This is a genomic window from Microbacterium sp. KU4F (assembly GCF_056868075.1).
Genome location: NZ_CP200324.1, coordinates 815859 through 836017, shown reverse-complemented (window position 1 = coordinate 836017; position 20159 = coordinate 815859). Strand labels below are relative to the sequence as shown.

Below are 20159 nucleotides of genomic sequence, written 5' to 3'. Positions count from 1 at the left end.
GCATCGGCATCGACTCTCCCGAAACACTGCGCAGTCCTTCCTCCCGTCATCCCGACTGGTACGTCGTCTGCTCGCGCTCATGTACCGCAGCGCGACACGCCGGATCCGCCTCCTGCCGGCCGCATCCCACCTCGTGCGGGGCCGCCTCGAGTCGGCGTTCTCGCTCGACGACTCGCGCGTGCCCGTCGTCGGAGAGCCGCGCGTCGACGTGCTGTCGCGGGGGACTGCGGATGAGCGCCGGGAGAGCGCCCGCCGCCAGCTCGACGCACTGCTCGGTCCGCTCGCGGACGACCGGCTCGTGCTCTACGCCCCGACCTGGCGCGACGGAGACGAGGACCCGGCGATCCCGACGGCCGCCGACTGGGAGCGGATCACGTCCCTGCTCGACGAGCACAGCGCACGACTGATCGTGCGCCCGCATCCGTTGGGTGCCGGAGAGTACGCGCCGCCCGAGGGGGCGCAGCGTGTGCACCTGCTCGGCAGCGACCGTCTGGCCGATGTCACGCCGGTGCTTCCGGGCATGGATCTGCTCGTCACCGACTACTCCTCGCTGGCCTACGATTCCTCGCTCGTGCCGCTGCCGGTCGTCTACTTCGCGCCGGACGTCGACGACTACGCCCGTCGTCGCGGCTTCTACGGCAGCTACGCCGACGTCGCAGGATCGGATGTCGCCGTCGACTGGGAGCAGACACTCACGCAGATCGCGGCAGTGCTCTCCGACGACGACGTGCGCCGAGCGCGGCTGGAGCGTGCCCGGCGGTTGGATGCGGCGGTGCACGCGCACCGCGACGGCCGTAACGCTGAGCGGGTCTACCAGGCGATCATGACCGCCATCGGCGGCAACGAGCCTCGTAAGGAGATCGCATGACCACGGCGGAGTGGATCACGGGGAGCGCGCCTGCGCTTGTCCTGCGGGGAACAGGCGCCCGGCCCGAACGCGTCGAGCTGATCGGCGCCCGTGCGCGGGCGGCGGCCACGCTGACGGGTCGAGGCAAGACGTGGACGGCGACGCTCACGCTCTCCGCCTCCCGCTGGGGCGGGCCGGTTCTTCCGCTGCCGAGCGGGCGTTACCGGGTGCACGTCGCACCCGCCGCCTCCGCGGAGGCCCCTGACGCCCCCGAGCCCCTCTCGCTCGCGCAACTCGGACCGGTGCGCGCGACGCTGACGGGGTGGGAGCTCGAGATCGGACCGCCCGTCGATCCGGCGTACGACGCCGGCGAAGCGCAGGGCGCCCTCGAGCGGCGGTACGCGACCGGGCGTGAGCCGTTGGAAGAAGCGGTTTTCTTCGAGAGCTTCTACGGACGAAACGCCAGTTGCAACCCGCTCGCGATCGATCGGGTGCTCAGCGAGCGGCTGCCCGGCCTCGTGCGGTACTGGAGCGTCGTCGACCTCTCCGTCGAGGTGCCGGAAGGGGCGATCCCCGTCGTCGAGGGGAGCCCGGACTGGTGGCGGGCCCGCGCGGTCTCGCGTCTGCTGGTGGTCAATGACTGGATGCGTCGCAGGTATGTGCGCCGGCCGGGACAGCACGTCGTCCAGACCTGGCACGGCACCCCCCTGAAGCGGCTGGCCCTGCATCGGCCCGGTTTCGACCCGCGGCGGGCGGTCGCCGTCGTGCGCGAATCGCTCCGTTGGGATGTGCTGCTGGCGCAGAACCCTTATGCGGCATCGATCCTGCGCCGGGCTTATGCGTTTCTGCGCCGACCGATCTGGGTCGAGGGATACCCGCGCAATGACGTGCTGCGCACGGGGGATGCGGCGGCGGTGCGCCGACGCCTGGGCATCGGCGAGGACGAACGCGTCATCCTCTACGCGCCGACCTGGCGCGACGACCGCGAGCAGATCGTGGACTTCCTGGATGCCGAGAAGCTCGCGGCCGACTCCGGCGCGGTCGTGCTGGTGCGCGGTCACTCGCGTACGCTGCTGCCGGGTACGGACACCGAGGGTGCGCGCGTCGTCGACGTGACGGGCTTCCCCGATACCGCCCAGCTGCTGCTGGCCGCCGACGCGCTGGTGACGGACTACTCGTCGGTGATGTTCGACTTCACCGTCACCGGCAAGCCGGTGTTCTTCTTCGTACCGGATCTCGAGGACTACCGGGGACGCCTCCGCGGGTTCTACTTCGATCTCGCCGAGCGCGCCCCCGGCCCGCTCGTGCGTACGCAGGAGGAGTTGACCGCTGCCCTGACGCAGGATTCGGCGGCCTACGCGGACCGGTACGCCGCGTGGCAGCGCGCGTTCAATGCGCGTGACGACGGCCACGCGGCGGAGCGCGTCGTCGCCCGCATCCTGGATCAGGGATTGATCGGCGGCTGAGTCACGGCAGCGGTGTATTGCGTGATCCGAGCCGCGACGTGTCGACCGTGTCCCGCGCACCGCGCACGAGTCCCTGAATGAACCCGGCACCCCACGCAAGGTGCATCGAGGGCAGGACGCCCATCGTCCAGAGCTTGTCACGCCACCCCTTGCCGCCCCCGGGGCCGAGCGCGACGCCGACGACCAGGACGGCGTAGGCGACCACGGGCAGGTAGACGGCGTTCGCGACGAGGGCGGGGACGCCCGAGAGGATGCCGGTGAGCTGCAGTACTGCGGTCGCGACGGCGAGGGCCACGCAGGCCACGAGCACCGGCGGCGCGAAGAAGCGGAGTGAGTTGCGGCGGCCGTAGCGGCGCACCAACTCGCCGCGCCAGGCGCCGGTGGCCCGGAACTGGCGCACGAGTCGCTGCCAGCTCTCGCGGGGCCAGTAGGTCACGCGCAGAGCGGGATCGAACCAGACGCGGTATCCCGCGCGACGGATGCGGAGGTTCAACTCCCAGTCCTCGCCGCGTCGCAGCGACTCGTCGAATCCGCCGACCTCGTCGACGACGACACGGCGCATGACGCCGAGATACGCGGACTCGGCCGCACTCTCGCGCCGCCCGCCGTGATACGCCCCGCCGCCGAGACCGAACGGGGAGTTGTAGGCGCGGGCGACGGCGCGCTGAAAGGGCGTGCGGCCGTCGGCCTGCATCACGCCGCCGACGTTCGCGGCGCGCACGCGCGCGAGCGTCTCGAGGGCCCGCGCCGTGTAACCCGGAGCCAGCTCGGAATGCGCGTCGACGCGCACGATGGTCGGAAGGGTGCTGCGGGCGATCGCGAGATTCAGACCCGTCGGGATGTCCGCGTCGGGGTTGCGCACGAGCAGGATGCGGTCGTCTTCGGCGGCGAGACGCTCGGCGATCGCGTCGGTGCCGTCAGACGAGGGGCCCAGCGCCACCACGAGCTCCATGGGGCCGGGGGTCTGCTGGGCGAGCACGCTCTGCACGGCGCGTTCCAGATATCGCGCCTCGTTGAGCACGGGCATGACGAACGACACTCCTGCCTCGGCGGCGGGAACCGGGGCGTCACGATGGCCCCCCGCGTCGACATGCATCCGAAGATCATCCCATGCGTGCGCTGGTTAGGCTGGAAGGATGGGCCTGGCATCAGACATCCGCAAGGCGCGGGGACTCCTCCGGAAGGTCCTCGACAACCGCTCCGCCGTCCGCGAGGTGCGGGCGATGCGCACCCCGTTGCCCGTCGGTCACTTCCGCATCGGCGTCTACTTCGCCGACGGTGCCGTCAACCTCTACCAGATGCGTCAGTGGTACAAGCCGCTCCAGAAGCTCGCCGAGACCTGGCCGGTCCTGGTGCTCAGCCGCAACGCGACCTCGGCCGCGGCGATCATGGCAGAGAGCGAGCTGCCCGTCGCCTTCGTGCCGACCGTGCGCGACCTCGAGAAGGTCGTGGCCGCGCAGGGGCTGCGCATCGTGCTGTACGTGAACCAGAACACCCGGAACTTCCAGATGTTCCGTTACGGGCACCGCTGGCACGTGTTCATCAACCACGGCGAGTCCGACAAGATGTACATGACCACGAATCAGTTCAAGGCATACGACTATGCCCTGATCGCGGGGGATGCGGCTCGCCAGCGTCTGGGACGCGTGCTCTGGAACTACGACCTCGACACCCGCACGATCGCCATCGGCCGACCGCAAGCCGACCACTACTCCGGGGTGCTGCCCTACACGCCGGACGATCGTACGGTCGTGCTCTACGCGCCGACATGGGAGGGTGATCGACCTTCGGCGTTCTACGGATCCATCGCCAGTCACGGAGAGGCGCTTGCTTCGGCCGTGCTCGGCTCCGCGCGCCATCGCCTCATCTACCGGCCGCATCCGCGCAGTGGCGTGGTTGACCACGAGTACCTGGCCGCGCATCGACGCATCGTCGCGGCGATCGCGGCGGCGAACGCCGCCGACCCCTCCGCTCAGCACGTCTACGACGACGGGCCGGAACTCGGCTGGCAGCTGGCCGCCTCCGACGTCGCCGTGGTCGACATCTCCGCCATGGTCTACGACCGCCTCGCCGCCGACAAGCCGCTACTCATCACGCGCCCGGTCGACGAGCGCGCCGCGGTCGACACGAGCGGTTATCTCTCGGCGTGCGAATGGCTGGACGCCGCCGACGCCCCCCGCATCCTCGACGAGGTCGATCGCCTGGTCGTGGACCCGGACGCCGTCGCGCGACTGGCCCACTGGGTGGAGCACTATTTCGGCGACACCTCGCCCGGGGCTCCGACCGCGCGCTTCCACGCCGCGATCGCACGCCTGATGGAGGAGTGGGAGCAGTGGCACGCACGAGCAGGCGGTGACGCGGACGATGCCGCGGCACAGGCGGAGCTCGACTCGAACGCAGGGCGCGAAGAGGCGTCCTGACCCGGAAACGCTGCTACTTGCGCCGCGCGGAGCCGAGCGCCTTCGCTGCGTCCCGCGCGCGCCGGGTCGCGGATCCCGCGGCATGGGCCACGAGTCCGCCGGTGCGCGCGAGGCCCCGCCCCGCGAGCCGCTCGATCGGCGCCGCGCCCGGGCGAGGCTCGAGTTCCGCGGGCAGATCGATGGGCGGCATCCCGAACGCGCGTCGAGAAGTGGTGATCACGCGGCGCCCGAGCAGATGGTTGCCGGCGCCGCCCACCGCCGCGCCCACGCCGAACGGCAGCGCCTTGCCGACGAACGAGGCGCCGCCGCGCGCGGCGAACCGGTGCACGAACGAGGTCTTCAGTCGGTCCACGAGCGGACCGAGCGCCGCGCGGGGGAGGGTCGTGGTGATCAACTCGCCCCAGTAGGTGCTGCGCGAGGGACCCTTGCCGCCGGCCTGACGCGCGAGCTGGGTGACCAGGTCGATCCCCTCCTGGCCGAGCAGCAGCGTCAGAACGAGCGCGCGGGCCCGGTCGGGGTTCTCCACCGGGAGTCCGTGCACCTCGGCGACCGACTGCGCGAACAGCGTCGTCGTCTCCAGGAAGCCGAGAGTCTCCACGCCGCTCAGCGCCAACGTGACGCCCGTACCGATGCCGGGCACCACGGCGGTCGCGCCGACGGCGGCCCCGCCGGTGGTCACCGCCGCGAGGTAGCGGCGCTCCAGCATCCGCACGATCTCGACCGTCGTGGCGCGCGGGTGACGTACCCGGATGCTGCGCAGATGCGCCAGCACCACGGGCCGCTGGACGGCGAGCACACGGTCGAGGGCGCGGACGGTGAACGGGTGCTCACTCGACCCGACTGGTGGGATCCCGCCCTGCCACGGTGATTCGTCCGGCAGGCTGTGGATGCGGTGGACCTTCTCCGGCATGCTGCGATGCTAAGCGGCCCGGCTGAACGGTGCCGGGGGATTGCGGATCAGACGAACTGGTTCGCGCGCTCGAGGTCTTCGGCGAAGTCGACCTCGACGGCGTACAGGTCGGAGATGTCCATCGGCTCGAGCAGGAGACCGTCGTGCTGGATAGCGAGCTCGAGACCGCGCTCGAAGTAGTCCTGGTCGTCGACGCGCGCGAGGTGGTGCATGAACGAGCGCTTGTCGGCGCGCGAGATGTAGTTGATTCCCACGGCCTCGCCGATGCCGCCGCGAACGGTCTTGGACAGCTCCTTGATGAAGCCCTCGCTCGTGACGGTGTACTTGACCTCTTCGTCACTCACCTTCGCGGTGTTGACGGTGACGAAGGACTGCTCCCGCTCGATGAGCGCCACGGCGCGACCCAGCACGCGGGGATCGAAGACCACGTCGCCGTTCATCCAGAGCACGCCAGCCTTGCCCGTCGCAGACAGTGCGCGCAACAGGCTCTTCGAGGTGTTGGTCTGGTCGTAGCGCTCGTTGTAGACGTAGTCGGCCTCCGGGAAGGCCTCGACGATGGTCTCGGCGCGATACCCGACGACGGTCGTGATCTTGGCATCCGTGCCGAAAGCGGCGCGGATGTTGTCGTGCTGCTGGCGCATGATGCTGCGCCCGTCGTTCAGCTGGGTCAGCGGCTTCGGCAGGCTGCGGCCGAGGCGCGAGCCCATGCCGGCGGCAAGGATCACAGTCTGAAGTCTCATAAGGTTCATCGCTCCTGGAGTCGAAGTTCACGGTCGGTTCACCGACGAAACACTCCTTTGTGCCGTGCCCATGGTATCCGGGCCACCTGGAAGGCCGCAGATCTGCCCCCTGCCGTTGTGGATTCGTGACAATCGGAGACGCGGCCGTATCCCACCGATGGGATCGTCAGGGGCGGTTGGTACGTTGGTGAAGTGACCTCCACTCCTTCCGGTTCCGACGCGCCCACGCCCGACGACGGCTCCGTCGAGGAGGTCTCCGAAGCTCCCAAGAAGCCGGCATCCGCGCGTCCGTCGACGCCGCGCTCTCCGCGCCCCGCATCCGCTCGCCCGGCTGCGGCGCGCAAGCCCGCGGTGAAGAAGCCGGCCACGTCAGCCGCCGCGTCCGCGGCCGCGCCGGCCGAGGGAGAGGCCGCGGCACCGGTCGCTCCGAAGAAGCCCGCGGCGAAGCGCCCGACCGCGGCGAAGCGCACCGCGACGCCGTCGGGAGAGGATGCGGCCGCCCCTGCCGCGGCGAAGAAGCCGGCCGTGGCGAAGAAGCCCGCGGCCCCGCGAAAGCCGGCGGCACGTACGACGACAGCGCGTGCCGGCGAGACCGCGCCCAAGCCGCGCACCGCGGCGCCGCGGACGAAGGCAGCGCCGTCGGGAGCGAAGACGCCGCGCTCGACAGCCGCCAAGACGCCGCCAGTGGCCCCGATCGACGCGCCGGTACCTATGGACTTCGTCATCCCGCCCAAACCGCCCCTGCCGCCGCGGCCCGCGCCGTCGGATGGGGAACAGCCCGCTACTGCCGATGACATGATCGTGCCGGTCGAGGCGCCCGTCGAGGCCGCTTCGCCCGAGGTGCTCGACGCGGTGCCCGTCGTCCCCACGGCGGACGCGGCGACCGAGGAAAACGATGCCGGGCCTGCGGAAGTGCCCCCGGTCGATCCGGTCGAGACGGTCGAAGAGGAGGTGGCCGTCGAGATCGTGGAGGAGGAACCCGAGCCGATCGGGGAGGGTTCTCCCGTCACCGAAGCGGACGATGAGACTCCCGACGGCACACTGGCACGAGCCGAGACCGTCGTCGTGACCGAGCGTGCCGACGATGAGGAGGGCGAGCGGCTGTTCGCCGACGTCGCCGAGACGACGGCGCCTGCGAACGAACCCGCTCTGGCACTCGAGGTGAGCGGACTGACCAAGTCCTACGGAGCGACCGTCGCGGTCGCCGGCATCGACCTCGTCGTGCCCGCCGGCACGTTCTACGGCCTCGTCGGGCCGAACGGCGCGGGTAAGACCACGACCCTGTCGATGATCGCCGGACTCCTGAAGCCGGATGCGGGTACCATCCGCGTCGCCGGCGTCGACGCGCGCATCCGGTCACGTGAGGCCAAGAAGCTGATCGGTGTGCTGCCGGACCGGCTGCGCACCTTCGATCGCCTGACTGGTCGCCAGCTGCTGTCCTACGCGGGGCTGTTGCGCGGGCTCGACGCGAACACCGTGGAGCGCCGCGCCTCCGACCTCGGTCGCGCCTTCGACCTGACCTCTGCGCTGGGCCGGTCCGTTTCCGACTACTCCGCGGGCATGACCAAGAAGATCATGCTTGCCGCAGCCCTGATCCACTCGCCTCGCCTGCTCGTGCTCGATGAGCCCTTCGAGGCCGTCGACCCGGTCTCGAGCTCGGTGATCCTCGACATCCTGGGCACGTATGTGTCGCACGGCGGGACCGTTCTGCTCTCCAGCCACGGGATGGATCTGGTCGAGCGCGTGTGCGATCGCGTGGCGGTGATCGTCTCCGGTCAGGTGCTGGTCGACGGCACGGTAGCCGAGGTCCGCGGCGAGCAGACGCTCGAGGCGCGGTTCCTCGAGCTCGTCGGCGGCTCGAACGAGGTGGAGGGCCTCGAATGGCTGCACACGTTCTCCGACTGAGGGCGGCTCTGCTGATCGGGGCGCTGCGCGGCGACGCCGCAGAGCGCTGGCGGGCCATCATCGCGAGCGTGCTGGTCGTGGGCGGCGTCGTCGCCGCCGGCATCGCCCAGATCGCGCTCCAAGCGGTCACCGCACAGTCCGCCTTCGTCGTCACGGTCCTCGGCGGCAGCGCGGTCGCGGTGGGTTATGCGCTCGCGCCGCCTATCTCCGGCAGCCCGGACCAGCTCGACCCGCGGCGATTCCAGACCTTCGGACTCGAACCCAGACCCCTGGCCGGGGCGATCCTGCTCGCGAGCGTCATCAGCGTGCCCGTGCTGGCGCTGACGGCGGTGGCCGTGGCGACGGCGGTGATGTGGCTGTCGCAGGATGCCGGCGCGCCGGCGGTGATCGGACCTCTGCTGGGCGTGGTCACGGCGACGCTGCTCACCCGAGTGGCCGCCGGACTGGCCTCGATGTGGACGCTCCCGCGTCGGTCGCGCGAGCTCACGGGGCTGTTCATCCTCGCGCTGCTGGTCGTCTTCGTGCCGGTGGGGGTGTTCTTCGCCTCACTCGACTGGGGCGATGCGGTTCCCAGTCAGCTCGACGTGGCGGCTCACGTGCTCGCGTTCACCCCGATCGGAGCCGCCTGGGCACTGCCGGGACTGGCCGCGATCGGCGATGTCGGCGGGCTCTGGCTGGCCTTGACGGTCGCGGTGGTCACGATCGCCCTGCTCGGCTGGGCGTGGTACGCCATCGTGCGCCGTGCGCTCACGTCGATCGAGCGTCCCCTCGCCGCGCGAGAGCGCGGCGGCATGGGATGGTTCTCGGTGCTTCCCGGCACTGCGGGAGGCGCCATCGCCGCGCGCAGCCTCACGTACTGGCTGCGCGACCGCCGCTACGGCGTGAACGTGCTCGTGGTGCCGGTCGCGGCGCTGCTGACGACCATCCCGCTGCTGGTCGCCGGTGTACCCGCCGAGTACGTCGCCCTCGTACCCGTGCCGATCATCGCGCTCTTCTTCGGATGGTTGCCCCACAACGATGTGGCCTACGACTCCACCGCGGTGTGGATGCACGTCGCCTCCGGCGTGCGCGGCATCTCTGACCGCGTCGGACGTCTCGTGCCGATCCTGCTCATCGCGGTGCCGACGTTCGCCGTCGCCGTTCCGGTGGCGGTCGCGATTCACGGGCGTTGGGCACACCTGCCGGCGCTCGCGGGAGTGACGATCAGCCTGTTCCTGTCCGGTCTCGGACTCTCCTCGATCGCCTCGGCAGCCGCTCCGTACACCGTCTCGCGTCCGGGCGACAGCCCGTTCCAGCAGCCCCAGCGCACGGGATCTGCCGGCATCCTTTCGCAGGCGCTCGTGATGCTGGGTGCGCTTGCGGTCAGCGTGCCGACGCTGTGGTGGGCATGGCTCGCGGTCTCGGGTGACCCGTCCTTCGGCCTCGCCGCACTCGTGGGCGGAGCGGCGACGGGTGTGGTCGTGCTCGGTGTGGGTCTCGCTGTCGGTTCGCGGGTGTTCGAACGGCGAGAGAGCGAGCTCATGGAGTTCGCCGCGACCAGCTCGTGACCAGAGCCGCACGCAGCCCTCGCGGCTACACTTGCTGACCATGAGCACCCCTGCCGACAGCCCCGACCAGGGCGGCCTCGCCACCCTCGACCGTGAGCTCGAAGAGCTCATCCGCGAAGAGAGCATCGAGCCCGGCGATCACGAGCGCTTCTCGCACTACGTGAAGAAGGAGAAGATCCTCGAGTCGGCCATCACGGGCAAGCCCGTGCGTGCGCTGTGCGGCAAGAAGTGGACCCCGGGTCGCGACCCGGAGAAGTTCCCGGTCTGCCCGTCGTGCAAGGAGATCTACGAGTCGCTGCAGCAGTGACGCATAGCCCTCACAGGTAGCGGGTGGGAATCGCCGGATCCGACCGGCTGAGACCGTGCGCCGCGAGGGGGAGCTCGCCGCGGACCTCGAGGTGGTGGGCGCGCGCGGCGCGCACGCCCTCCGGTCCTTCGTGGGAGGCGTCGATCTCGCCGTGCGCCACGAGCGGCACCTGTAGGGCTCGTGCTTCCGCGAGATCGACCCGTGAGTCCGCCGCGTCGATGCGGATGAGCTCCGCCTCGGCGATTCCGTCGCGCAGGCGTCGGAATGCGGTCTTCCGTCCGCCCGTCGAGGTCTTCTCTGCGGATGCCTTGGCGACGCTGACCCACGTGCCGTCGGCATCCTGGCGCGCGACCAGTTTGTAGACCATCCCGGCGGTGGGTGTGCCCGAACCCGTGACGACGGAGGTGCCGACGCCGTACGCGTCGACGGGGGATGCGGCCAGTGCCGCCAGCGCGTACTCGTCCAGGTCGCTGGTCACGGTGATGCGTGTGTCGGTGGCGCCGAGCGCGTCGAGCTGCGCCCGCACGCGCGCCGCGACGACGGGCAGGTCGCCCGAGTCGATGCGCACTCCGCCGAGACCCGTGCCCGCGACGCGGATCGCCGTCTCGACGCCCCGCTCGATGTCGTAGGTGTCGACCAGAAGGGTCGTGCCGAGACCCTGAGCGGCGATCTGCGCGCGGAAGGCATCCTCTTCGCGCTCGTGCAGCAGCGTCCAGGCATGCGCGGCGGTGCCCATCGTGGGGATGCCCCAGGTGCGTCCCGCTTCCAGGTTGCTCGTCGCCCCGAATCCCGCGATGTAGGCGGCTCGCGCGGCGGCGACGGCCGAACGCTCGCCCGCTCGTCGCGAGCCCATCTCGGCCAGCGGCCGGTCGCCGGCGGCCAGCGACATCCGCGCGGCCGCTGTGGCGACGGCCGAGTCGTGGTTGAGCACGCTGAGGGCGAGGGTCTCCAGGATCACCGCCTCGAGGAAGCTGCCTTCGACGGTCAGCACGGGGGAGCCGGGGAAGTACAACTCTCCCTCGCGATAGCCGGTGATCGACCCGGTGAAGCGGAAGTCCGCGAGGGTGGCGAGCGTGTCCGCATCCACCACGCGGTTGTCGCGCAGGTACCGCAGCTCGTCGTCCTCGAAGCGGAACTCGCGCAGCAGGGAGAGTAACCGGCCGGTTCCCGCGACCACGCCGAACCGGCGTCCGCCCGCGAGGCGCCGGGCGAAGAGCTCGAAGACCGTGCGACGTGAGGCGGTGCCGTCACGCAGCGCCGCCTCGATCATGGTCAGCTCGTAGCGGTCGGTGAGCAGCGACGTCGTCTCGGGCATGGCGGTCACTCTATCGAGCGCGGGTAGGCTGAGTGATCGTGGTGAACGACGCGCCGATCGGGATCTTCGACTCCGGAGTGGGTGGCCTGACCGTCGCCCGCGCGATCTCGCAGTTGCTTCCGCGGGAATCGCTGCTCTACATCGGTGACACCGCGCGCTCGCCCTACGGCCCCAAGCCGATCGCGGATGTGCGCCGGTACTCGCTCGAGATCCTCGACACGCTGGTCGAGCAGGGCGTGAAGATGCTCGTCATCGCGTGCAACACCGCGTCGGCAGCGGTGCTCCGCGACGCGCGGGAACGCTACGACCTGCCCGTGGTCGAGGTCATCGGTCCCGCCGTGCGCACCGCACTCGCGACGACCCGAAACAGCCGCATCGGCGTCATCGGCACGACCGGGACGATCGGATCCGGCGCCTACCAGGACATGCTCGAGGTGAACCCGAACGTCACCGTGTTCGCGCAGGCCTGCCCCCGCTTCGTCGACTTCGTGGAAGCGGGTGTGACCGGCTCGCCCGAGGTGCTGCAGGTCGCCGAGCACTACCTGGAGCCGCTGCGCCACGCGGGCGTCGACACGCTCGTGCTCGGCTGCACGCACTACCCGTTCCTCGAAGGCGCTATCAGCTACGTCATGGGCGAGGGCGTGAGTCTCGTCTCGAGCGACACCGAGACGGCGAAGGACGTCTACCGTCAGCTCGTCTCTCGTGACCTGCTGGCGGGCCCCGACGCCGTGGCCCAGCACGTGTACGAGGCGACGGGCTCGTCGGCCGACGACTTCATCCAGCTCGCGCACCGCCTCATGGGGCGTGAGGTGCGTCAGGTGCAGCTCGTGCAGACCGGCACGATCGATCTGCCGCGCACCACCGCGTCCTGACGCCGCATCCCGACTTTCCCGCATCCGCCCCGCCCTACCCGAGGAGAACGATGACCGACATCACCCGCGCCGATGGGCGCACCGTCTCGCAGCTGCGTCCCGTGACGATCGAGCGCGGCTGGTCGAGCCAGGCAGAGGGTTCCGCGCTCATCTCGTTCGGCAACACGAAGGTGCTGTGCACGGCGTCGTTCACGAACGGCGTGCCGCGCTGGCTCACCGGCAAGGGCAAGGGGTGGATCACCGCGGAGTACGCGATGCTGCCGCGCGCCACGAACGACCGCAACGACCGCGAGAGCGTCAAGGGCAAGATCGGCGGCCGCACGCACGAGATCTCGCGTCTCATCGGCCGGGCGCTGCGCGCGGTCGTCGACACGAAGGCGCTGGGCGAGAACACGATCGTCATCGACTGCGACGTGCTGCAGGCGGACGGCGGCACGCGCACCGCGGCCATCACCGGCGCCTACGTCGCCCTCGCCGACGCGATCGAATGGGGCCGGCGCAAGAAGTTCATCGGGCAGAAGGCGCAGGTGCTCTTCGACTCCGTCTCGGCCGTCTCCGTCGGAATCATCGACGGTGAGCCCATGCTCGACCTCGCGTACGTCGAGGACGTGCGTGCCGAGACCGACATGAACGTCGTCGTCACCGGACGTGGGCTCTTCGTCGAGGTGCAGGGCACCGCCGAGGGGGCGCCGTTCGACAAGCGTGAGCTCGATGCCCTGCTGGAGCTCGCGGTCGCCGGATGCGGCGAGCTGGGCCAGGCGCAGGCAGCTGCCCTCGCAGCGGGAGACGAGGCGTGACCGACCGCGTCGTGCTGGCCACGCACAACCCGCACAAGGTCGAAGAGTTCCGCCACATCGTGCAGGCGACGCGTCCCGACCTCGCCGTCATCGGCTATGACGGACCCGAGCCCGTCGAGGACGGCGTGACCTTCGCGGCCAACGCGCTGATCAAGGCCCGCGCGGCGGCGGCTTACACCGGGCTTCCGGCTCTCGCCGACGACTCGGGCATCTGCGTCGACGTGCTCGGGGGTGCTCCGGGCGTCTTCTCCGCCTATTGGGCCGGACACCGCAAGGATGCCGCAGCGAACCTCGAGCTGCTGCTCGATCAGCTCTCGGACATCGCCGACCCGCACCGCAGCGCGCAGTTCGTCTCCACGATCGCGCTCGTGATGCCGGGTGGCGCGGAGCACGTCGTCGAAGGCGTCTGGCCGGGCCGGCTCGCGCTCTCCGCCGGCGGCGCCGGCGGATTCGGCTACGACCCCATCTTCATCCCCGACGGCCAGTCCGGCACGGAGCGCACGGTCGGTCAGTTCTCGGCCGCCGAGAAGAACGCCGCGTCGCACCGCGCCCGCGCGTTCGCCGAGCTCGGACCGCTGCTGAGCGAGCTCTGACCGCGGGAGCGAGAATCGCTCTCGTTCCGGGTATCACGAGCCAGCTACCAGCGAGTCGGCCGGGGCCGCTTGAACCCTCGGTAGAGGCAATACACAGCGAATGGGCACCATGCCAACCACAGGAGCCAGATCGCAATCGCCGCGCCGAGAGAGATGTCGCCCACGCAGAGAGGGATTCCTGGCGGCTCGTAGCAGTCGGAAACCATCAGCGCGGACACGGATTCCGGAATCAGCTCGCTGAAGAGTGCGGATAACACCCAGGCGCATCGTGCCGACCAGGTGGACTCTCGTTGCGGGTGTCTCCCCAGGCGACTCACGGCGGGAGAGTAGCGCATCGAAACGAACCGACCGTGCTCGATGTCGGAGGCATATCGAGTTCTGTCCGGGCCCGGGTCCGGCTCAGAGACTGGTTCTCACTCTCGTTCCCGATTGCGCGCAAACCGTCTGACGCCATGACCCGGCGCCTAGCCTGGTGCCATGCACGATCACGCGCCCGCATCCGGAGTCCGCGGCGGTAGCAACCGCCGCCTTCTCGCGATCTCGCTCGGGATCACCTCGACGGTGTTCGTCGTGCAGGTCGTCGGCGCGATCCTGTCCGGGTCGCTGGCGCTGCTCGCGGACGCGGCCCACATGCTGACGGATGCGGCCGCCCTGGTCATCGCGCTGATCGCCAGCGCCGTGGCGGCGCGCCCTGCCAACGACCGCCGCACGTTCGGCTACCAGCGCGCCGAGGTGTTCGGTGCGCTCGCCAACGGCGTGATCCTGCTCGGGCTCTCGCTGTGGGTCGGCGTCGAAGCGATCACGCGACTCATCAACCCCGCCGAAGCGGAGGTCGCCGGCGGGCTGATGCTCGGTGTCGCCGCGGTCGGCCTCATCGCCAACGCTGTCGCGATGTGGCTGCTGGGCGCGGCGCAGCGCACGAGCATCAATGTGCGCGGCGCGTACCTCGAAGTGCTCGGCGACCTGCTCGGCTCGGTCGCGGTGATCATCGCCGCCGTCGTCATTCTGGTGACCGGCTGGCTGCCGGCCGACGCGATCGCCTCGCTGCTCATCGCGGCGATGATCGTGCCGCGCGCCATCGGCCTGCTGCGCGAGGTGGTCTCGGTGTTGAGTGAGGCGACCCCGAAGGGCGTCGAGGTCGACACGATCCGCTCCCACATCCTCGGCACGCCGGGTGTCGTCGCCGTCCACGACCTGCACGTGTGGCAGCTCACCCGTGGCGCGCCCGTGTTCACGGCGCACGTCGTGGTCGACGAGGAGGCTTATGCCACGGGCAGCACCGCCCGCATCCTCAGCGATCTGCAGGGCTGCCTCGCCAAGCACTTCGACGTCGAGCATTCGACCTTCCAGCTCGAACCCGCCGATCACGTCGAGCACGAGGCGCACGCCTGATCACGTCTCGTCGCGCACCTCGTCGGGGTTCTTGTCCGGCCGAAGCCCGCGCCAGCGAGCCTGTCGCAGCCTGCCGTCGGGCGTGACCTCGGCGTAGCCGACCTCCGCCACGATCTCCGGGCGCACCCACACAGCATCCGACGCGTCTGCGTGCGGCACCTCGAGGAACGGGGATGCGTCGGCCCGCAGCGGCTGCAGCACCTCGTCGAGCCGGCGCAGTTCCCGCTCGCTGAAGCCCGTTCCCACCCGGCCGACGTATCGCAGCCCTTCGGCTGAGGGAACGCCCATGAGCAGCGACCCGATGCCGCCGCGGCCGTGACGACCCGGCCGGATCGCGCCGATCACGACCTCCTGCGCGGCGACGTGCTTGATCTTCAACCACTGGTCGCTGCGCCGGCCCGGACGATACACCGACGCCGGATTCTTGACCATGACCCCCTCGAGGGAGAACGCGGTGCTGGTCTCCAGCGCCGCATCCAGGTCGTCGAAGACGGGCGGCACGACCCACGGCGGATTCAGATCACGGGCCAGGCCCTCGAGGTGGGTGCGTCGCTCGCGCAGCGGGAGCGCGGTCAGGTCATGTCCGTCCAGAGCGAGGATGTCGAACACATGCAGATGCACGGGGACTCGCTCCGCCTCGCGTCGGATGTCCGCTGGCTTCGTGAGATGCATGCGGGACTGCAACAACGGGAAGCTCGGCCGCCCGCGCTCGTCCAGCGCGACGATCTCCCCGTCGAGGATGCAGGCCGCGCGTCGCAGACCGGGGTCGGCGATGAGCTCCGGGTAGCGGTCGGTGATGTCGGTGCCGCTGCGGGCGCGCAGCAGCATCCGCTCGCCATCCCAGAAGGCGAGGGCACGCACGCCGTCCCACTTCATCTCCGCCCACGGCTCGCCCCACCGCCGTGCCGCAGCGGCCGCCAGTCCGGCGGTGGAGTTCTCGGCGAGCATCGGACGCAGCCGCGTCGGCGAGAGCTCGTCCGGCCACGGAGCGTCGGATGCGGCGGCCGTTGGCACGTCGTCCTTCATCCGATGCAGGAGCCACGTGGATTTCTCGCCCTCACCGTCGGTGCGGATGAGGGCGAGTCGCACGGTACCCAGGGGGCCGCCCTCCCGGCCTGTCACGGTGAAGATGACCTCGTCCGGTCGCCATTTCTCCGCCTCGTAGGTGCCGGTGTCCCAGATTGTCACCTCGCCCGCGCCGTACTCGCCCGCCGGGATCGTGCCCTCGAAGGAGCCGTAGGCGAGCGGATGGTCTTCGGTCATCACGGCGAGGTGGTTGCGTTTCGTCGTCTCCGGCACGCCCTTGGTTACGGCCCAGCTCACGAACACGCCGTCGCGCTCCAGCCGCAGGTCGTAGTGCAGGCGCCGCGCGTGATGCTCCTGGATGACGAAGCGGAGCGCACCCGTGGATGCCGGATCGGCGGCCGGGTCTGAGGGCACCGGCTCGGGCGTGCGGTCGGCGGATCGCTTGGAGATGTACGTGCGCAGCGGGTCCATGGCGCCGCGTCGAGGGCGCAGTGGCGCGAGGAGGTCGCCGTCCTTTTCGGCGCGCGCGAGCACCTGCGTCAGGTCGAGCTGCGCGAGGCCCGGGTCGTCGAGCTCTTCCCAGGTTCGCGGCGCGGCCACGGTGGGTCGTGCCCGGCCGCGCAGCGAGTAGGGGGCGATGGTCGTCTTCTTGCCGTTGTTCTGCGACCAGTCGACGAAGACCTTGCCCGGGCGCAGGGCCCGCGACATGCTGCTGACGACGAGGTCGGGGTGGTCGGCCTCGAGCGACCGCGCGAGCTCCTTCGCCAGCGCGGAGGCCGCCTCGCTCGCCTGGCCGGCGGGGAGCGCGCAGTAGAGGTGGATGCCTTTGCTGCCGCTCGTGACCGGGAAGGGCTCGAGGCCCGCATCCGTGAGGATCGCGCGCGCCCATCGCGCGACCTCGGCGACGGTGGGCAGGTCGATGTCGTCGCCCGGGTCGAGGTCGAGGACGAGCCGGTCGGGGTCTGCGGGGCGCCCCTCGGCGTTGAACCGCCACTGCGGGGTGTGCAGCTCGAGGCTGGCGGTCTGTGCGAGCCAGACCAGGGTCGGAACGTCGTCGACGAGCACGTAGTCCTTGGTGCCCGTGGAGTGCTCGATGCTCTGACGGCGCAGCCACTCGGGGGCGCCCCGCTCGAGGTTCTTCGCGAAGAACGGTTCGGAGTCGACGCCGTCGGGCCAGCGTTTGCGAGTCACGGGTCGGCCGTCGAGGTGGGGGAGCAGTACCGGGGCGATCCGCGCGTAGTAGTCGATGACCTCTGCCTTGGTCGTGCCGGTGGCGGGATAGAGCACCTTGTCGAGATGGCTGACGCGGATGCGGCGGCCCTCGACGTCGACGGTCTGCTCGCGTGCGGACATGCGCCCATCCTGCCGCCCGGTGCCTCCGACGCGCACCCGTTGCGCCCTCGCATGTCGGATGCAAGAGGCCCGCAACCCCTAGCCGCGGCGCGCGGCTCGGATGTCTACTAGGCCTATGAGGTCGATATGGAAGGGCGCGGTCGCGTTCGGGCTCGTGAACGTGCCGGTGAAGGTCTACTCCGCCACTGAGGATCACGACGTCTCGCTGCACCAGGTGCACGCGGCGGACGGCGGCCGCATCCGGTATCAGCGCGTGTGCGAACTCGACGGCGAGGTCGTGCCGTATGCCGACATCGACCGGGCCTACGACGACGGCGACCGCACGGTGGTGCTCACCAAAGAGGATCTCGAGTCGCTGCCCGCCGAGAAGTCGCGCGAGATCTCGGTGGTCGAGTTCGTGCCGAGCGATCAGGTCGACCTGCTCACCCTCGACAAGGCCTACTACCTCGAACCAGACTCGTCGTCGCCGAAGGCCTATGTGCTGCTGCGGCGCACGCTCGAGCAGACCGACCGCACCGCGATCGTGCAGTTCTCGCTGCGTCAGAAGACCCGGCTGGCCGCGCTGCGCGTGCGCGGCGACGTGCTCGTGCTGCAGACGCTGCTGTGGGCCGACGAGGTGCGCGAGGCATCCTTCCCGTCGCTCGACGAGGACGTGAGGATCTCCGCGAAGGAGCTTGAGCTCTCGGCGGCGCTGGTCGACAGCTTCTCGTCCGACTTCGATCCCACCGAGTTCCGCGACGAGTATCAGGAGCAGCTGCGCACGCTGATCGAGGCGAAGCTGGAGAAGGGCGAGAGCGTCGACACCTCGGCCACGTTCGGTGAGGAGAGCGACGAGAAGGACGGCGGCGAAGTCATCGACCTCATGGCGGCCCTCCGTGCCAGCGTGGAGCGCAGTCGGGCATCGAAGAAGGACTCGTCATCGAAGAGCGACGACAAGCCCGCGGCGAAGCGGAAGAAGAGCTCGAAGGCGTCGTGACCGAATACGGCGGGCTTACTCGCCCGATGCGGCCCGGTCGCGCTGTTCCTTCTTGACCTTCGCGCGCTCGCGGAAGTAGTGCCAGAGCGTGACGGCGGCCGTGAGCGCCACGACGCCGACGAGGATGACGTCGATGTACTCGGTCACGATCTTCGCGACCCAGGGGATGTAGCCCACCAGGTAGCCGATCATCGTGAGCCCGAAGCCCCAGAGGATGGCGCCGATGAGGTTGTAGAGGCTGTACTTGCGCCACGGCATGTGACCGACGCCGGCCGCGACCGGTGCGAAGGTACGCACGATCGGGACGAAGCGGGCGACGATGACGGTCAACCCGCCGAAGCGCTCGAAGAACGCATTGGTGCGCTCGACGTTCTTCTTGCTGAACAGGCCCGACTCTTTGCGCTCGAAGATCGCCGGTCCACCCTTGTGGCCGATGAGGTAGCCCACTTCGCCGCCGACGAAGGCGGCGAGACCGATCAGCAGGGCCACGACCCACACGTTCACGCCGAAGACGCCGTTGGGTGCCACATCCGAGGAGTGCGAGAGCAGCCCGGAGATGATGAGCAGCGTGTCACCGGGCAGCAGGAAGCCGATGAGCAGGCCCGTCTCCGCGAACACGATGAAGCAGACCACGGCGAGAGCCCACGGACCGGCCGCCGCGATGATCGTCTCGGGCGAGAGCCAGGGGATGAGGGCGATGGAGTGCACGGGCGTCCCGTCGATCGGATGTCAGGATGCGGGGCGCGGGTGACACGCCCCCGTCCCCGTGCGGAAGGTGGGACTTGAACCCACACGCTCGAAAGCACAGGAACCTAAATCCTGCGTGTCTGCCAATTTCACCACTCCCGCGGGTGGGGACAGTCTATCCAGCGCGCTTCGGATCTCCTGTGCGTCGCCGCGCATGACGGCGACGCACAGGTCGCGTCAGGACGCGGTGACTTCGCTCACCGCCGTCTCGATGAGATCGGCCACCTCGGTCGGGTGGCTCTGCATCGCGAGGTGGGGCGCCGGAAGCTCCACGATGCCGCGAAGACCGGCGCGCGTGTAGCCGAACCGCTCGACCTCGGGATTGATCGTGTGGTCCTCGCTCGAGACGATGCCCCACGCGGGCTTGGTCTTCCACGCGGCGAAGGTCGCCGGCTCGGAGAAGGCGGCCGCCGACAGGGGGCGCTGCGAGACGGCGAGCACCTGGGTGCGCGCGAGGTCCACACCGGCGGCGAAGACCTCGGGGAACGCGGCGATCGCCACCGAGACGTCGGTGCCGGGCTCGTCGCTGCCGGGCACCGGGTAGGGCGTGTAGACCAGGTTGGCGGCGAGTTCGGAGTCGGGGAACCCGCCCTGCAGCTGGCCGAGACTCTCACCGACCTCGAGCACGTAGCCCGAGACGTAGACGAGCGCGACGACGTTCGCGGCCTCTCCGGCGACGGTGATGACCGCTCCGCCGTAGGAGTGTCCGGCGAGCACGACGTCGCCGTCGATGGTCTCGACGAACGCCTTGATGGATGCGGCATCCTCGCCGAGGCTGCGGTTGTAGACGGGGGGAACGCGCACGTCGTAGCCGCGGTCGAGCAGCTCACGGGTGACAGGCGCCCAGCTGGCGGCGTCGGCGAACGCGCCGTGCACCAGGACGATGGTGGGTTTGGCCACGGGACAACTCCTTGTTTCTGGGGGTGGATGGTGCGGCCGACGCTAC

The 20159-nt window shown here is 70.0% G+C and carries 18 protein-coding genes and 1 tRNA gene; 11 read left to right on the top strand and 8 right to left on the bottom strand.

The annotated features are described in order from the left end of the window. Window positions 1-79 precede the first annotated feature (79 nt). Both AC1VNH_RS04210 and AC1VNH_RS04205 read left to right on the top strand, forming a co-directional pair. A complete protein-coding gene (locus AC1VNH_RS04210; protein WP_483112687.1) occupies window positions 80-868 on the top strand; it encodes a CDP-glycerol glycerophosphotransferase family protein in 789 nt (262 codons plus the stop codon). Next, a complete protein-coding gene (locus AC1VNH_RS04205) occupies window positions 865-2313 on the top strand; it encodes a CDP-glycerol glycerophosphotransferase family protein (protein WP_483110057.1) in 1449 nt (482 codons plus the stop codon). Before AC1VNH_RS04210 ends, AC1VNH_RS04205 begins: the two co-directional genes overlap by 4 nt. 1 nt (window position 2314) lies before the next feature. Here AC1VNH_RS04205 and AC1VNH_RS04200 read toward each other — a convergent pair whose 3' ends face one another. Further along, window positions 2315-3409, bottom strand: a complete 1095-nt coding sequence (locus AC1VNH_RS04200) for a glycosyltransferase family 2 protein (RefSeq protein WP_483110056.1) — start codon at window positions 3407-3409, stop codon at window positions 2315-2317. 40 nt (window positions 3410-3449) lie between these two features. On the opposite strand from AC1VNH_RS04200, the gene AC1VNH_RS04195 reads away from it, so the two are divergent. Beyond that, a complete protein-coding gene (locus AC1VNH_RS04195; RefSeq protein ID WP_483110055.1) occupies window positions 3450-4733 on the top strand; it encodes a CDP-glycerol glycerophosphotransferase family protein in 1284 nt (427 codons plus the stop codon). Window positions 4734-4746: 13 nt separating this feature from the next. Here AC1VNH_RS04195 and AC1VNH_RS04190 read toward each other — a convergent pair whose 3' ends face one another. Continuing rightward, window positions 4747-5643, bottom strand: a complete 897-nt coding sequence (locus tag AC1VNH_RS04190; RefSeq protein WP_483110054.1) for a hypothetical protein — start codon at window positions 5641-5643, stop codon at window positions 4747-4749. Between the two features lie 47 nt (window positions 5644-5690). After that, window positions 5691-6383 carry a phosphocholine cytidylyltransferase family protein gene (locus AC1VNH_RS04185; RefSeq protein ID WP_460740535.1) on the bottom strand — a complete coding sequence of 231 codons (693 nt, stop codon included), beginning with the start codon at window positions 6381-6383 and terminating at the stop codon, window positions 5691-5693. Window positions 6384-6575: 192 nt separating this feature from the next. Between AC1VNH_RS04185 and AC1VNH_RS04180 the strand changes: the two genes are divergently transcribed. Genes AC1VNH_RS04180 through AC1VNH_RS04170 form a run of 3 tightly spaced genes read left to right on the top strand, consistent with a single transcriptional unit; the run spans window position 6576 to window position 10142 of the window. Beyond that, window positions 6576-8288: an ABC transporter ATP-binding protein gene (locus tag AC1VNH_RS04180; protein WP_483110053.1), complete on the top strand. Its 1713-nt coding sequence runs from the start codon at window positions 6576-6578 to the stop codon at window positions 8286-8288. Beyond that, on the top strand, window positions 8264-9835 hold the full coding sequence (locus tag AC1VNH_RS04175; RefSeq protein ID WP_483110052.1) for a hypothetical protein: 1572 nt from the start codon (window positions 8264-8266) through the stop codon (window positions 9833-9835). Before AC1VNH_RS04180 ends, AC1VNH_RS04175 begins: the two co-directional genes overlap by 25 nt. 40 nt (window positions 9836-9875) lie before the next feature. Continuing rightward, window positions 9876-10142: a DUF3039 domain-containing protein gene (locus tag AC1VNH_RS04170; RefSeq protein ID WP_243227542.1), complete on the top strand. Its 267-nt coding sequence runs from the start codon at window positions 9876-9878 to the stop codon at window positions 10140-10142. A 10-nt stretch (window positions 10143-10152) separates the two neighbouring features. Here the strand turns inward: AC1VNH_RS04170 and AC1VNH_RS04165 are convergent, their stop codons facing one another. Continuing rightward, a complete protein-coding gene (locus AC1VNH_RS04165) occupies window positions 10153-11457 on the bottom strand; it encodes a nicotinate phosphoribosyltransferase (RefSeq protein WP_483110051.1) in 1305 nt (434 codons plus the stop codon). A 41-nt stretch (window positions 11458-11498) separates the two neighbouring features. On the opposite strand from AC1VNH_RS04165, the gene murI reads away from it, so the two are divergent. The 4 genes from murI to AC1VNH_RS04145 all read left to right on the top strand — a co-directional run bounded on the left by murI (window position 11499) and on the right by AC1VNH_RS04145 (window position 15111). Next, the gene (gene murI, locus AC1VNH_RS04160) at window positions 11499-12329 is read left to right on the top strand and encodes a glutamate racemase (RefSeq protein ID WP_483112686.1); all 831 of its coding nucleotides are present in this window, start codon (window positions 11499-11501) and stop codon (window positions 12327-12329) included. A gap of 50 nt (window positions 12330-12379) precedes the next feature. Beyond that, on the top strand, window positions 12380-13126 hold the full coding sequence (gene rph / locus AC1VNH_RS04155; protein ID WP_309736447.1) for a ribonuclease PH: 747 nt from the start codon (window positions 12380-12382) through the stop codon (window positions 13124-13126). Further along, window positions 13123-13719: an RdgB/HAM1 family non-canonical purine NTP pyrophosphatase gene (rdgB, locus tag AC1VNH_RS04150; protein WP_483110050.1), complete on the top strand. Its 597-nt coding sequence runs from the start codon at window positions 13123-13125 to the stop codon at window positions 13717-13719. The genes rph and rdgB overlap by 4 nt, the downstream gene beginning before the upstream one ends. Window positions 13720-14196: 477 nt before the next feature. After that, complete coding sequence (locus tag AC1VNH_RS04145) at window positions 14197-15111, top strand: cation diffusion facilitator family transporter (protein ID WP_483110049.1); 915 nt, start codon at window positions 14197-14199, stop codon at window positions 15109-15111. Here the strand turns inward: AC1VNH_RS04145 and AC1VNH_RS04140 are convergent, their stop codons facing one another. Next, window positions 15112-17490, bottom strand: coding sequence for an ATP-dependent DNA ligase (locus AC1VNH_RS04140; RefSeq protein ID WP_483110048.1), 2379 nt, complete (start codon window positions 17488-17490; stop codon window positions 15112-15114). Window positions 17491-17605: 115 nt separating this feature from the next. On the opposite strand from AC1VNH_RS04140, the gene ku reads away from it, so the two are divergent. Next, window positions 17606-18466, top strand: a complete 861-nt coding sequence (gene ku / locus AC1VNH_RS04135; RefSeq protein ID WP_483110047.1) for a non-homologous end joining protein Ku — start codon at window positions 17606-17608, stop codon at window positions 18464-18466. Window positions 18467-18481: 15 nt separating this feature from the next. Here the strand turns inward: ku and AC1VNH_RS04130 are convergent, their stop codons facing one another. From AC1VNH_RS04130 to AC1VNH_RS04120, 3 genes are all read right to left on the bottom strand, one after another. Next, window positions 18482-19174, bottom strand: a complete 693-nt coding sequence (locus tag AC1VNH_RS04130) for a DedA family protein (RefSeq protein WP_483110046.1) — start codon at window positions 19172-19174, stop codon at window positions 18482-18484. Between the two features lie 59 nt (window positions 19175-19233). Continuing rightward, a tRNA-Leu gene (locus AC1VNH_RS04125) sits at window positions 19234-19315 on the bottom strand. 75 nt (window positions 19316-19390) lie between these two features. Beyond that, on the bottom strand, window positions 19391-20113 hold the full coding sequence (locus tag AC1VNH_RS04120; protein ID WP_483110045.1) for an alpha/beta fold hydrolase: 723 nt from the start codon (window positions 20111-20113) through the stop codon (window positions 19391-19393). Between the last annotated feature and the right edge of the window lie 46 nt (window positions 20114-20159).